The following is a 14,815-nucleotide window of genomic DNA, read 5'->3' as shown; positions in this document are numbered from 1 at the left end:
AAAAAAGGTTTTGAAATGATTAAGCGTCATAAAACGACTCTTGCCGTTGTTTTTTCTCCAATATCTGTATTTTTGTCGAATATTGATTACTTTTTATGTCTTCAGCTTCCCTGTACCGTTCGTTAGGAGTTCGAGCCGATGAAATTCGTACCGTTGGTTTGTTCTTTTTACATCATTTTTTTCTGGGTTTCGGCACGATGCTGATCTACGTATCGGCCAACGTAATCTTGCTCGAAAACCACCCTGAGAGCAGTCTGCCGCTGGCCTATATGGCATCGGCAGTAGGGATGATGGTTATCGGAAAAGTGTATACCTATTTTGAGCACCACCTTCGACTCAATCAATTAGTTATCAGGGTTTTGTGGGCTGTTATTGTGCTTACAGCCGTTATTCTTCTGTTGGTCATATTTGGCCATTCGGTCACGGCGGCGGTGGCCATTATGGTGGGTTTTCGCGCTATTTATTTGCTCACCAATCTTGAATTTTGGGGACTCTCAGCGGTGGTTTTTGACGTGCGTCAAAGCAAACGCTTGTTTGGTGTAATCAGCGCTGGCGACATGCCCGCCAAGGCACTCGGTGGGATGCTGGCGGTCTTGATTCATGGTCATACCGAACTGATATTCATGCTGTTTTTGGCATTTGGTTTCTTTTGGGCGGCCATGTATACGGCAGTTTTGACTTTTCGTTCGCACCACGTAACCACCGCGCACGGCAGTGCGGCTCCCATTCGGCGGCGCCCTATGCCCCGTCTAATCACCCAGTTGTTTGGCGGGAGTGAGTTGATTTTTGCCATGTGCCTTAGCCTTACCGCCGTTGCAATGATGGCAACGGGCGTTGAATACGCTTTTTTTATCAATGTAAAATATAAACTTCACAGTCAGGCCGAAGTGATGACTTACCTCGGCGGCGTGCTGACTTTGACTTACTTGTTGGCAACGTTTGTGAAGCTGGTCGTGTCGCGGCAGACTATCGACTACTTTGGTATCAACAAAGTACTGGCGTTGCTGCCCGTAGGTGGCTTGGGGGTGGCGGCCAGTTTGGGCGTTATTTTCTTGATGGGATATGATGAATCGGTTCAATTGGTGGCTTATTGCTTTGTGTATCTGGGTTTTGAAGTAGTACGAAGAGCACTTTTTGACCCCGTTTTCTTGGTGCTTTTTCAGCCGCTTTCTCCCCACCAACGCTTGCGCGGACATACCCTTGCCAAGGGGTTTTATGAACCGTTGGGGCTTGGTTTAGGGGGGCTGATGCTTTATTTAAGTCACCATTGGTGGCAGGGAGGACAGTGGTTTTTGGTGGAAGAAATTGTGGTGGGGGCGGTTTTTGCGCTTTGGTTTTTGCGCCGTACCTACCTTCAGTACGTGGCCACGTTGCAGGAAGCACTCAGTAAGCGATTTGTGGCCGCCGAAGATTTGGCAATTCCCGACGAGGCCATAAAAGCGGTGTTGAAGAATCTTCGCAGCGATAAACCCAAAGAAGTCATCAATGCGGTAGAATGGCTTAGTAGCACGCCGGCGCACGGGGTTCCGCACTCTAAATTGCACGATTACATCACCGAACTATTTACCCACCGCGACGACCGAGTACGGTTGGTGGCCCTCGAAGCCGTCGATAAACTGGGGCTAGAACTAAAGCCAGCGCAATTAAAGAAGTTGGCTCTGGAAGATTATTCTCCTCTTATTCGGGAAGTTGCCGCGCGGATTGTGAGTAAAAATACCCCGTCAATTGGTAATGAGTTGTTATATACGCCCGACATGGCCGTTAGGAAAGGGGCTATTTTGGGGCTTTTGAATAATGAGCCAAACCATTCTTTTGCCCTGACCGCGCTAGAAGCCATGCGTCAGAATTCCAACGCTAACAGCCAACTAGCTAGTCTGACAATTGTACGTTCTCTGAAACTGACGCGCTACATTGACTTTGTTAAAGCGTCGTTTGAACATCCTGACGCCGAGGTTGTTCGGGCTGCCATCGAGACCTCTGGGGTATTGCCAAGTGAGGTATTGAGCGCTCAACTGGTAGATTTTCTGTCGGAAAAGAACTATTGGCGCTTGGCCGCTAAGAGCCTGGCCAGTGTAGAAAAAGAAGCGTTGCCGCTCTTGACCGAACGACTCACAAAAATTACATCACCTGATTTGGAACGGCGCATTGTGGCGGTGTGTGCCCAAATGCAGTCCAAAGAAGCGTATCGGTTGTTGTTACAATTGCTTCAACGGCCGCATGTTTCGGTAAGGACAGCGGCTTTGCACGCATTGCGAAATTTTGATACTTCAAAAGAGGCATCGTTGTTTGAAAAACTACTTCACGAAGAACTCTTGCTGGCTCAGCGCCTACTTCACGGACAGGCAGAACCCATTGAGGCTGATCTTAAGAATAGCCTTATGTATGAACAAGAGGTGACGATTCAGCGTATTTTTGGCCTTTTGATGCAGCGCTATGACCCCGATTTGATTGCCAGTACCCAAAACAGCGTGCTGCACAGCTCGCGCGAGCGGCGTGCGAATTCGCTTGAATTACTCGAAAACAGCGTGCCCCGCCAGGTGTACGGGAGTTTGCACGCGTTGCTCGATGATGTGTCGGATGCGGAGAAAATCAACCGAATTGATGTTCAAATGGGGGTGTTTTCAGCAAAAGATTCCATTAAAGATTATATTCTTCAACAAGGGACGCGGCACTTTACGGACTGGACCATTCGCCTTACCTTGCGTGGTGTATCGCCCGCTCAATTATTCAATTATCCCGATTTACAACTCATGAGTCATTCATCTGCCACCGCCAAAGTTTCAATTACGGAGCGTGTTATGGTCTTAAAAAATACCGATCTTTTTGCCGAAACTCCAGAAAACGTATTGAGCAGTATTGCGCCAATCATGAAGGAAGTGAACTACCTTGAAGGGCAGACCATTTTTGAAAAAGGCGATTTAGGTACGAGTATGTTTGTGATTTATGAGGGCGAAGTGGGCATCTACGACGGGCAGGTACAACTAGCTACTTTTGGCCGGGGAGATGTGTTTGGGGAGCTGGCATTGCTAGATGCCGAACCGCGCTCGGCGGCGGTGGTTTCCCTATCTGATGTTCAACTTTTTCGGGTAGACCAAGCTGATTTCTACGATCTTATGGATGAGCGAGGAGAAGTATTGCGTAACATCATCCGGATTCTGTGTCAGCGTATTCGTAACCAAAATACCAAGCTGAGAATGATGGCGGCGAAGTAAGTGCTATTTTTCACCATATAAGACATTATATGGTGAAAAATAGGGAGTATTGCTTCACAGCTTAAAAAAGGAAACCTTTAACAGGTTCGAGTTTTACGGGCAAATCGGTCTCGCCCAATTGCTCCTTCAAATCGCGCTCAATGGTGTTGCATAGGGCAGTCATCGGAATGTCCTGAATTCCGTTTTCGAAGGGTGCTTCATTGATTTCTCCCACGCGATTCATCACCGAAAACACAAAACAAAGGATAAAACTTACGGGAGCAACCATGTAATCAACCTCCATTTTTTTTAAATCACTCACCAAACAAATGGGAAGAACAAAAATGAAGGTGTACAAAAAGAGCCTCGTGAAATAGTGATAATTGCGCGGTAAGGGCGTGTTTTTGATGCGTTCGCAAGCGCCTTGCCAGTTGTTGAAGGTGGCTAAGTTGGGCTCCATCGTAAAATTGTCAACAATATCCAGCGCGCCTGTTCTCATGCCTTCTCTCAGGCGAATTCCCTGCGTGTTGAGGAGGATGTTGGGCTTGTTTTGGGCCTTTAAAAAGGACTCAAATTCTGCTGGACTGAGTAAATGCTGTAACTCACTCCACTGAGTTTGCCGCCTCAAATGAAGGCGCAAAGCGTGCGCAAAGGCAATCTGACGATGCACCATTTCTTTTTTGTAGGCTTGGGCGGCTTCTTGGCTTATTTTACCGAGGGCGGTGGCGTTGTCGGCATTGGCGATTACCTGCCGGGCAAAAATCCGACTGTTATTGATGATTCCGCCCCATATTGTTCGGCCTTCCCACCAGCGCGCGTACGCACTTTGGTTTCGAAACGCGATAAAAATGGCCAGTGCCGAGCCTAGAATAGCCGCTACACTAAATGGGAGAACAACTTCGATGGCGCCGTATTTGTGCAGCAGCCAAATAATAATTGAGACAAAAAGGGTAATGCTTGTTTCGTAACGAATGTTCCAGAAGACAATGCGGAGGTCAAAGTTTTTCCTGAGAATCATGGGGTTGAGCGAGATGGTTTTGGTGAAGGGTTGTCGGTTTTACTTTTTCAAGTACGTCATTTTCATGAGCGTAAAGGTATTAAAGGTTGGTTGATAATCCTTCCTAAATGGTCAATTCTACGCAAAAAATGACTTTTTGGGGATATTTTTGGGGGTCGCAAAAGGGCGTCAGGCTACCCCAATAAACCCAGCAAATCGTCTCTCGAAAATGATTTTAGGATGGATTCATCGGATTTTAGTAAGTTTCCAGCCAATTTGGTTTTTGATTCCTGCAATTTCACGACTTTTTCTTCAATCGTGTTGGGGCAAATCAGCCGTACCGCAATGACATTTTTGGTTTGCCCGATGCGGTAACTGCGGTCAATCGCTTGGTTTTCGACGGAAGGGTTCCACCACGGGTCGATGAGGTACACGTAATCAGCTTCGGTCAAATTGAGCCCCGTGCCGCCCGCTTTCAAACTGATGAGAAACACGCGTACGGTGTCGTTGTTCTGAAATTCATTTACTTTGGTGGCGCGGTTTTTAGTTTGTCCTGTAAGGTATTCGAAGGCAATTTCTTTGGCTTCCAGCTCTTTTTTTACCAAATCAAGCATGGAGACGAATTGTGAAAATACCAAGATTTTGTGCTGAGATGATTTGTTCTCAATTTGCTCTACCAATACCTCAATTTTCGCCGAATGATTGCCTTTAAACTCTTCGTCTTTTAGCAGCGCGGGCGAATTGCAAATCTGACGTAATTTGGTCAGGCCCGTCAGTACGTGCATACTGCTGCGGGTGAGGTCGTCTTGGGTTTTGCCCAAAATATACTCCCGCAATTCTTTCTCGCAAGCATCATAAACCTTGCGTTGCTCTTCGCCCATTTCGCAGTAAATCACCATTTCCGTTTTGTCGGGAAGTTCGGTGGCTACCTGTTTTTTTGTTCTTCGCAGAATAAAAGGCTCAATTCGTTTTTGCAGTTCATTGGACCTTTTGCGGTCTTCAAACTTGTCGATGGGCATCGAATAAATGGCCTTAAAATATTGTTTGCTCCCCAACAACCCTGGGCAGGCAAAAGAAAGTTGCCCGAAAATATCAAAGGTATTGTTTTCAATCGGTGTACCCGTGAGTACCACTTTGTTGCGGGATTGGAGCATCCGAACGGCTTTATAGCGCTGCGATTCGGGGTTTTTGATGGCCTGCGATTCGTCCAAATAAATGTAATTGAACCGGTATGATTTCAGAAAATGAATATCGGAAAGCACCATGCCGTAGGTCGTCAAAATCACTTCGTAGCGGTCAAACTCACCGACAGATTTCAGCCGATTGGGGCCATAATGCGTAAACAACCGCATGGACGGCGCAAATTTGGCAACTTCGTCTTGCCAGTTGAAAAGCAGCGACGTAGGCACCACAATCAGGTTGGTGGTGTTGGGGCGCTTGGTACGTTGCGAAAGAATAAAGGCGATGATTTGGATGGTTTTCCCCAAGCCCATGTCGTCGGCCAGGCACGCGCCAAAATTATGCTCGTCCAGAAAATTTAACCAGTTGAGCCCCTGCCGCTGATAGTCGCGTAGGGTGGCGTTAAGCTCGGGTGGTACAGGTACTTCTTTGAGGTTTTTGAGAGAAGAGAATTTTGTCGAAAAAAAAGCCAGTTCGTCTTTTACTTCTTGGCTTAAGGATTCATTTTCAAAGAGTTGGTCAATTTGTGTAAAATTATTCTTCGGAATTTTTAGGACCTCTTCTTCCACTTCGCCCGCCTGAAAAAAGGCGGCAATTTTCTTCATCCATTCGTCCGGCAAAATGCCCATTGTACCGTCGTCGAGTTGTACAAATTTACTTTTATTACGAATGGATTTATGCAATTGTTTTAACGACGCTTTTTGCTTGCCGTACTTGATTTCTAGCGATGTATCAAACCAATCCGTACCACTCACAACGCTGATAGAAACCCGTGCTTTGTGCTGATTGAGTCGGTTATTGGTTAATTCATTAAATCCTAAAATGGTAATATTCTCATTTTTCCACACCTGAAAGGCTTCCAAAAACCAATCCTCATCCAAGAGCCGATTTTTGTGCAGATAGAAATAATCCATCTCCTGAAGCTGCTCCTGAAAATCAGGATGCTGTTGCACGACCACCGCCGTAAACTGAATTTCTAGCTCCTCATCTCGCTCAATCTGAAAGACATTGCCGTTTTGGTCCGTATCATAAATTTGTTTGCGGGACGAAACTGGAATCTCGATGCTGCCGTACTTGACCACGGGCGTTAGCACTACGTAATTATTGCGGTCGGAGAGGTAAATGATTTTTTCAATGGTGGTTTCGGCCTCACGTTCAAGGAGTTGCTTTTGAGTGGCGGGGCGGAGGTAGGCGTATCGGATGCTGATTTGATGTTCGAGTTCGGCAAGAATAGTCTCCTTAAACTCATCGTATTTGGAAGCATGAATGAGCAAAATAGGGTTGCTTTTTTTGAAAAACTGAATTACGCGGAGCATATCGGGGTTGCTGACCAAATACAAGGTTTCGCCGATGTGGACAAAATAATCGTATTTCAAGGTCAGGTTTTTTAACGGATACGCCTTGTCATTCACGACCAGTTCGCTGGTGATTTCGTAAAACTGTTTGCGCTGGTCGACCGATAATTTTACGTCAAGCGCCGTTTTTCGCAGCTGAACTTTCACAATCGAACTGGCCGTGACGTTGTCAGATTGGCCAATTTCGTGGGAATAAACGTCCAGATTGAGCGGATTTTTAACGATTACTTTTAAGGCTTCGAGCACCGATGCCGATTTGTCGGTCGTAAAATGTTGCTGAAATTTTGAAATAGCGGTATAGAATTTCGCATCTTCCAGTTTTTCAGTTTTCCAGATAAGATTTAGCGGGTCTACGGGGCTAAAGGGGTTTTTGAGTTTGCCGTCGCGGCTTACTTGCCCTTCAAAAAGCTCCACCACAAACCGTTCGTAGTACTTATGTTTCCGAAACACAATGGCCATTTTGGAGTTAGATTTCTCATCGACGATGCCGGGCAGGACAAGGTTTTTTTGCGGCAATAAATGTTCTCGAAAATAATCGTTCGTGGCTTTGTTGAGTGGCAATAACTCTTTGATTTTCGGCTTGATTTCAAACGATTTATTGACGTATTCAACGTAAAAAAAATCATCTAATTCGGCTTCTTCTTCCAATCCATATTCTTTGGCTACTTGCTGCATTTTGGTTTTTCGCAAGTTGGTATCAAAGAAAATGCGCAGATACAGGCGGTCAATAATATTGTATAATACCTGTGCTTGGTGCTCGCATAATTTCTTTTTTTTGGCTTGGCATCCGCAGGAAATAACGACGGAATCGTTTAATTGTGAGACAGATACGGCAGGAAAAGCAAGTGTCGTCGACGAATGCGTAAACACCCCGACGTTGAGGTCGATGGTTTGGGGATGGATGTCAAAAAAGCCTCTGGCGCCCACGTCAAAGAAGTCGGCGCTGTGTTTTAGTAAATCTGAATAAGTGAGCGTGGCAATGGTGCTGTTTTCAAGAATATATTCGTGGGGATGTTCTCGCATGGGGGATGGTGACGTTGTGAAAAACGACGATGGTATGCCCTGTCTTACATTAAAATATTGTTTACTGCCTGAATCGCGGGGGGCAAATCGGTTTCGTCGAGCATTTCTCGCAGGTCTATTTCAATCGTACGGCTCATAGACGTAATAGGCACGTCATTGGAGCCGCCTTCAAAGGGGTTTTCGGTGCTTTCTCCTACTTTTTCCATGCTCGAAAACACCCACGACACCAGTACACTGAAGGGTACGGTCATCCAAACCATGTGTTCGCCCAACTTTTCAAATTCTTTCAACATTCCAAAAGGAACCATGAAAACAAAAAGGCGTACAAAGAAGAAGTTAATGGAGGCGAATTGACGCGGATAGGGGAAATTTTTGATGCGCTCACATTTGCCTTGCTGTTCGTAAAAGTTCACCAACAGGTTTTCCATTTCTACGTAATTCAGCGGGTCGATGTAGCCTTGTTGCTTCAATTCTCTTAACTGCTTTGATTGCAGGCTGATGATGTGCGTGGCGCGGTTTTTCTTGCTGAGTACGTAAGTCAATTCTTGGTCGGAGAGGTACTTGTTGAGTTCCTCGTCGAGTTTTTGTTCGTGTTCGAGAACCGAAAAAAAACGGCGGTATTCTTTGTTATAACTCTTGTTGGAATTTTCCCACGGCCGGGCTTCTCGCAACTGAAAACGCAGCGCCGTCAGCCAAGCCACATGACGGTATATCAACTGTTGGTGCAGCGCCTTGGCGTCGTCGTCGTGAGCATCGGGGGCGATGATACAATCCTTCACCATAATTCCCCAAGCCCGGCTGGTATTGACGATAGCGCCCCAAATTTGTCGGGCTTCCCAGAGACGATTATAAGTTTGAGTATTTTTAAAACCAACAATAAAAGCCGCCGCCGTGCCTACCAGCGTAATAGGCACCCACGGAACCGCCAGCCAATGCCAGTTGAGGTATTGGTACAAAGCGGTCGGTACGATGCCTAAAACCAGTAACACATAAATCTCACGGCGTGTCCAGAGCAAAAATTCTTTGAGTTTATAATGGCTTCCTGCGTGCATTACAGTTTGGATAATTTAGGGTTGAAGAGGCCGAGGGCGTAGTTTAACTGAATCAGAATGATAGCAATGATACTTACGTAGGTATTGATAAAACAAAGAGCAGCGGCTATGGTGTATAGACTTTGGGCCGTCAGGACTCGATTTTGCAGGGCGCTGTTGACAACTGGACCGTTGTTTTCTGGAAAATTGACGCAATGGTGTTTGTAGGCATAGTGCCAATGCGAATACAGCAGCGTGCCCAGCGCCAAAATATTCAGCCAGTAGATACCGATTGAAAGTCGGTTTGTGATGTGATTGCTTAAAATCCCCGTCGTAAAAGGTAATATTGAAACAAACATTAAAAAAAACAGGGAAATCCAGCTGAGGTTTCGGTCGTATTTTTGAATGTAATGAAACTGCGTAGATTGGCCAGTCCAAAAAATACCGAGCGTCATGAAACTCAAAAAATAGGTGAGTAACGTGGGCAAGGTATCGTAGAGCGCAGCAAGGAGTTTGCCGTCAGAAATCACCATCCCGCTCACGGGGTCTTTCATGTTGAAAACCAGAAGGGTCATGGCGATTGAAAAAACGCCGTCGCTCAGGGCTTCAATGCGTTGTACTCGTTGGCCGGCAATCGAATTGAAACGGGGCATGTAGGTAACAAATATTAACCATTACGTTAGTAAATATAACTACTAAATTAATATTGCATATTGTAGACAGGCTCGTCCAAGAGTTGGAAAAAAATAATCGGTTATTTCGTCTTTTCGGGCCAGGATATTTTTTTTGAATGGCTATATCAGTACTTGTTGTTATTCCAATACTTCATAAATCATCAGCGGGTTTGCCTTATTTTTCAAGATTACTTCTCCCACAGGCTGACAGTTGAAAGATTCTTTTACTTTATTGTAAGCCGCTTGTCCAATCACAATTTGGCCGGGCTTGGCTACTGACTGAAAGCGCTGGGCTACGTTGACGGTATCGCCAATGACCGTATAGTCGAGCCGCCGCAGCGAGACCGAACCGATATTGCCCGAAATCATTTCGCCAGAGTTGATGCCGATGGCTACGCGGGGCATGTAGGTGGTATGGTCGAGCAGATTTTCTTGAATGGCAGCAATGTGGCTACGCACGGCCAAGGCGGCTTCGATGGCGTGGTCGAGGTGATATTCGCCCCGAAAGACGGCCATGACGGCATCGCCCATAAATTTATCTACATGGCCCCCCTGCGCAATGATTTCTTTGACCATCACGTCAAAGTATTTGTTGATTAAGCGCACGACGGTATCGGGGTCGGCGTTTTCAGTAATGGCCGTGAAGCCGCAAATATCCATAAAAACGACCGTTGCCTCTACCGTTTCGTTGACCATGATGGCCGATTCGAATTCTTTTCGGCTCATAAAACTCAGCACATTCTCATCCACATACATCCGCAGAATGTTGTTTTCTTTGATGGCCTGGAGGGTATCGCGCAGTTGCTGAACGTGAACGAGGGTTTTCTGAACGGTCAGTTCTAAATCTTCAAAATTGACGGGTTTACACACAAAATCAAACGCTCCTCGGTTCATGGCGGTGCGGATATTGTCCATATCGCCATAAGCAGAAACCATAATTACTTTAATAAGTGGGCTCAACTCGCTCACTTTGCTCAGTAGCGTCAACCCATCCATGAGAGGCATGTTGATGTCGCTCAGCACTAAATCTATGTCAGGAGTTTCTTGTAGAAGTTTGAAGGCTTCCACGCCGTTGGGTGCAAAGACAAACTGGTAGAGACCTTCGCGGATTTGTCGTCTAAATTTTTGTTTGATCAGCAATTCCAAATCGCTTTCGTCATCTACGACGAGCATTTTGGCTTTATTCATAATGAGAGGGTAAGTTTCTGTTTGAGGTTGGCGAAGTCAATCGGTTTGGTTAGAAAATCATCGGCTCCGTATTTTTTGGCTTGGTTAAAATTTTCGTCGTCATTGTAGGCCGTTATCATCATCACCATTGGGGGGGCACTGGGGCGCTCCGTCCGAATCCGTTTCAACAGTTCTATTCCGCTCATGCCGGGCATATTGATGTCGGAAAGAATCAACACAATTTCCGAAAAATGGTCATTCAAATAGGTCAGGGCCTCTTCTCCAGAGTGGGCAAAATCAAAATTTAATTCACCGCTTCTGATTTCACGTCGAAAGCGTTGTTCAAAGAGCGTTTTTATGTCCTGTTCGTCGTCAACTACCAAAATTTTCATGAGAAGAAAAGCTAAAAGGGATGTTTTGCGAATGTAATAATACGAAAAATGTTGGAAACTAAAGTAGTGATGGATTAGTTAGTCAAACTAAATAGCGAGTTAAAAAATTTCATTTTTTATGATAAACTTTCAGTATCACAATCCAGTTCGAATCATTTTCGGAAAAGGCCAAATTGCGCAATTATCAAAGCAAATCCCCACCGATGCCACCATTATGATGACCTATGGCGGTGGGAGTATTTTCAAAAACGGCGTATACGAGCAAGTAAAATCGGCGCTTGCTGGGCACAAAACCGTTGAGTTTGGGGGCATTGAAGCCAATCCTACCTACGAAACCTTGATGAAAGCGGTGGAATTGGGGCGGGCCGAAAAGATTGATTTTCTGTTGGCCGTGGGCGGTGGCTCGGTGCTCGACGGTACAAAATTCATCGCAGCGGCCATTCCTTTTACGGGCAACGACCCTTGGCAAATTGTGGGCAATCGCGCTAAAATCACTACTGCGCTCCCGCTCGGGGCCGTTTTGACGCTCCCCGCTACGGGCTCAGAAATGAACTATTACGCGGTTATTAGCCGCAAAGAAACGCACGAGAAAAAGGGATTAGGGAATCCACTGGTGTATCCGAAATTCTCTATTCTGGACCCCGAAACAACGTTTTCGTTGCCGCCGCGTCAAATTGCCAACGGCATTGCCGATGCCTTTACGCACGTGATGGAGCAATACATGACCTACTCTGTACGGGCCGAAATGCAGGATCGGATGGCCGAAGCCGTGCTGCTGACGCTGATTGACGAAGGCCCGAAAATGATGGCTAACCCGACCGATTATGACGCCGCCGCCAACGTAATGTGGGCCGCAACAATGGCCCTCAATGGCCTGCTTGCGGCAGGGGTACCAACCGACTGGGCCACGCACCAGATTGGACATGAGCTGACGGCCCTGCACGGCATCGACCATGCACGCACGTTGGCGGTGGTGTTGCCGCATTTATTGGAAATCAAAAAAGATACCAAAAGGGACAAACTCATTCAGTACGGCAAACGCGTGTGGCAACTGACTGGTACCGACGATGAAGTAGTAGCAGGAGCCATCCAAAAAACGGCCGAATTTTATGAATCCTTGGGCATCCCGACCAAAGCAAGTGCGTATCCAGTTACTGAAGAGACAGTACAAGAAATCGTAAAACGATTTGTGGAGCGGGGGATGAATTTTGGCGAGCGCGCCGATATTACGCCCGAAGTGGTCGGTGAGATTCTGGAACTTAGCCTGAGCTAGAAAAACGGTATTTTGACCGCGGAGGTAGGGGAGAGCAAAATCAGGGTCAAAAGTTAATTTTGACCCTGATTTTGCTCAGTGTTTTTTGTTTGAAAAGGAAGTAAACTGAAATTTATAATCTTAACTTTTCAAAACAGAAGCCATGCGCTACTTCTTTGCCTTTATACTGCTTGTTCATGGCCTAATTCATTTAATGGGCTTTGTGAAAGCGTTTAAGTTGGCCGAAATCAGTCAGTTAACGCAAGTTGTTTCGAAGCCTAGTGGGGTGTTTTGGCTAATGGCAGCGGTGTTGTTTGCTCTTACTACGACATTGTTGATTCTTCAAAAACAAACATGGTGGATGGCGGCCGCCCCAGCAGTTATTCTGTCGCAAGCACTCATTTTTACGAATTGGCAAGAGGCAAAGTTTGGGACAATTGCCAACGTGATTATCCTTGCTGGTGTCGTTTTGGGCTATGCGGATTGGGGTTTCAATAGGATGGTAAAGAGAGAGTTAAAGGAGTTTCGGTCCACAACTCTGCCTGCCCCACAACCTGTACTGCCCGAAAGAGTCAAAATGCTGCCGCCTGTGGTACAAAAATGGCTGCATCGTTCTAAAGTAGTAGGTAAAGAAGAAGTGCAGGTGGTGAATTTGAAACAAAAAGGCGAGATGAAAACCAAGCCCGACGGCAATTGGATTCCGTTTGAGGCCGAGCAATACAACTCGGTCATTCAGCCGGGGTTTATTTGGCAAACTCGCATTCAAATGATGCCCTTGGTAACGATTTTGGGTCGCGATAAATACGAAAATGGTCGAGGAAATATGCTCATCAAAGTGCTGGGCTTGTTTGCCCTGGCCGATTCCAAAGGCCCATCCACTGACCAAGGCACGTTGCTGCGAAATTTGGGCGAGATTTGCTGGTTTCCCTCGGCGGCGTTGCGCGATTATATCCAATGGGAGCAGCTAGATTCTCTTTCGGCCAAAGCAACCATGACCTACGGTCAGGTGACCGCGTCTGGGGTTTTTCGTTTTAACCCCGACGGCGATTTGGTCAGTTTTGAAGCAAAACGCTATTATGACCGCAAAGAAGGTGCGACTTTGGAAGATTGGCTCGTCACTATAACTGGCTACAAAGAATTCTACGGTGTGCGCATCGGGTATCAAAGTGAAGTGACCTGGAAATTGAAAACGGGCGATTATACGTGGTTGAAGTTGGAAGTGACAGACATCCGATACAACAACCCGCGTAACTAATCGCCCGTTTTTAGCAATATGGAAGATTAATTCTTTGGCTTAGAGAAAACCAAACCAAACAACAAAATCACCGCGTAACAGATAATCGGGGTGAGGTAAGATTGTGCCACGTCGACGTCGGCGACCATTCCCATGATAGGAGGGAAAACTGCACCACCCACTACGCCCATCACGATAAACGAAGAGGCGCGTTGCTTGTGCTCGCCCAAATTGCGCAGCCCCAGCCCAAAGATGGTTGGAAACATGATACTCATAAAGAAATTGAGCATCATCAAGGCAATAAAGGAGGCCCATCCCCAGGTTTGAGAGATGATTAAACACATCACAATATTGGCTCCTGCAAAGATAGCCAACAGAATGTTGGGCTTAATAAACCGCATCAAAAACGTACCCACCGCACGGCCTCCCAACAAAAGTACCATGCTGAAAGAGAAATAATACCCCGCCTTTTCGTCGGTCATATCAGGGATGTATTTGACGGCATAGTTGATGAAGAAAGCCCACGTAGCGCCTTGGGCGGCTACGTTGAAAAACTGCGCAATGGCTGCCCAAATAAAGTGACGATGTTGGAATAGACCTTTTTTGGGCCCAGCGCTACCGCCTTCATCTTCTGAACTCTCGGATGTAAGGGGCGGTACTTTGATGAATGAAAAAGAAACCGCCACTGCGGTTACAACCAAACCAATGGCGATGTAGAGGTATTTAACGGGCGCTAAATCGACTACGACGTCGCCCGTAGGAACATTGCGTAAGATAATGTACGAACCCAATACTGGCCCAATGATGGCGCCTACCCCGTTGAAGGTTTGTGAAAGGTTGATGCGTTGCTCCGAAGTATCTTCATGGCCAAGAGCGGCCGAAAAAGGGTGAGCGACGGTTTCGAGCGTGGCTAAACCACAGGCCAGAATGAATAAAGCCAATCGAAAGAAATCAAAAGATTGGGCTTCGGCAGCGGGATAAAACATAAAAGCACCGATGGCGTACAGCGCTAAGCCTAAAATAACGCCGTTTTTGTAGCCATATTTTTTCATGAACATCCCCGCAGGGATACCCATTACGAAATAAGCTCCGAAGATGGAAAACTGGACCAAACCTGAATCGGCCAGCGATACATTCAAAACGGTTTGAAAACGACGGTTTAACAAATCTCCCATCGTGATGGCAATCCCCCATAGTAAGAAGAGGCTCGTCACGAAAACGTAGGTTGGGACGTATTTGGAGGTTAGTAAAGGGGCTTTTTTCATTAATAAAGTTAGTAAAGGGTTCAGGAATATTAATTGAAGGATTGTTTTTGTTACT

10 protein-coding genes are annotated in these 14,815 nt (G+C 46.3%); 3 read left to right on the top strand and 7 right to left on the bottom strand.

All coding sequences use genetic code 11. The annotated features are described in order from the left end of the window. Nucleotides 1–95 precede the first annotated feature (95 nt). Nucleotides 96–3,212, top strand: a complete 3,117-nt coding sequence (locus NCI00_RS23005; RefSeq protein ID WP_253531697.1) for a cyclic nucleotide-binding domain-containing protein — start codon at nt 96–98, stop codon at nt 3,210–3,212. Between the two features lie 61 nt (nt 3,213–3,273). Here the strand turns inward: NCI00_RS23005 and NCI00_RS23000 are convergent, their stop codons facing one another. The 6 genes from NCI00_RS23000 to NCI00_RS22975 all read right to left on the bottom strand — a co-directional run bounded on the left by NCI00_RS23000 (nt 3,274) and on the right by NCI00_RS22975 (nt 11,009). Next, nucleotides 3,274–4,209: a bestrophin family protein gene (locus tag NCI00_RS23000; RefSeq protein ID WP_253531695.1), complete on the bottom strand. Its 936-nt coding sequence runs from the start codon at nt 4,207–4,209 to the stop codon at nt 3,274–3,276. A 173-nt stretch (nt 4,210–4,382) separates the two neighbouring features. Further along, on the bottom strand, nt 4,383–7,745 hold the full coding sequence (locus tag NCI00_RS22995) for an SNF2-related protein (protein ID WP_253531693.1): 3,363 nt from the start codon (nt 7,743–7,745) through the stop codon (nt 4,383–4,385). A gap of 44 nt (nt 7,746–7,789) precedes the next feature. Further along, entirely contained in the window at nt 7,790–8,797 is a 1,008-nt protein-coding gene (locus tag NCI00_RS22990) for a bestrophin family protein (protein WP_253531691.1), read from the bottom strand. Next, entirely contained in the window at nt 8,797–9,429 is a 633-nt protein-coding gene (locus NCI00_RS22985) for a TMEM175 family protein (protein ID WP_253531689.1), read from the bottom strand. The genes NCI00_RS22990 and NCI00_RS22985 overlap by 1 nt, the downstream gene beginning before the upstream one ends. Nucleotides 9,430–9,588: 159 nt before the next feature. After that, a complete protein-coding gene (locus NCI00_RS22980) occupies nt 9,589–10,638 on the bottom strand; it encodes an adenylate/guanylate cyclase domain-containing protein (RefSeq protein ID WP_166560041.1) in 1,050 nt (349 codons plus the stop codon). Continuing rightward, entirely contained in the window at nt 10,635–11,009 is a 375-nt protein-coding gene (locus NCI00_RS22975) for a response regulator (RefSeq protein WP_253531687.1), read from the bottom strand. The genes NCI00_RS22980 and NCI00_RS22975 overlap by 4 nt, the downstream gene beginning before the upstream one ends. Before the next feature lie 118 nt (nt 11,010–11,127). Here NCI00_RS22975 and NCI00_RS22970 point away from each other — a divergent pair, with 118 nt between their 5' ends. Both NCI00_RS22970 and NCI00_RS22965 read left to right on the top strand, forming a co-directional pair. Beyond that, a complete protein-coding gene (locus NCI00_RS22970) occupies nt 11,128–12,282 on the top strand; it encodes an iron-containing alcohol dehydrogenase (protein ID WP_253531684.1) in 1,155 nt (384 codons plus the stop codon). A 142-nt stretch (nt 12,283–12,424) separates the two neighbouring features. Further along, nucleotides 12,425–13,516 (top strand): DUF6544 family protein, encoded by a 1,092-nt coding sequence (locus tag NCI00_RS22965; RefSeq protein ID WP_253531682.1) that lies wholly within the window; start codon nt 12,425–12,427, stop codon nt 13,514–13,516. 26 nt (nt 13,517–13,542) lie between these two features. On the opposite strand, the gene fucP is transcribed toward NCI00_RS22965, so the two are convergent. After that, the gene (gene fucP, locus NCI00_RS22960) at nt 13,543–14,760 is read right to left on the bottom strand and encodes an L-fucose:H+ symporter permease (protein WP_253531680.1); all 1,218 of its coding nucleotides are present in this window, start codon (nt 14,758–14,760) and stop codon (nt 13,543–13,545) included. Nucleotides 14,761–14,815: the final 55 nt, after the last annotated feature.

Source organism: Runella salmonicolor (genome assembly GCF_024158025.1).
GTDB lineage: Bacteria > Bacteroidota > Bacteroidia > Cytophagales > Spirosomataceae > Runella > Runella salmonicolor.
This window is presented reverse-complemented; position numbering and strand designations above follow the sequence as displayed.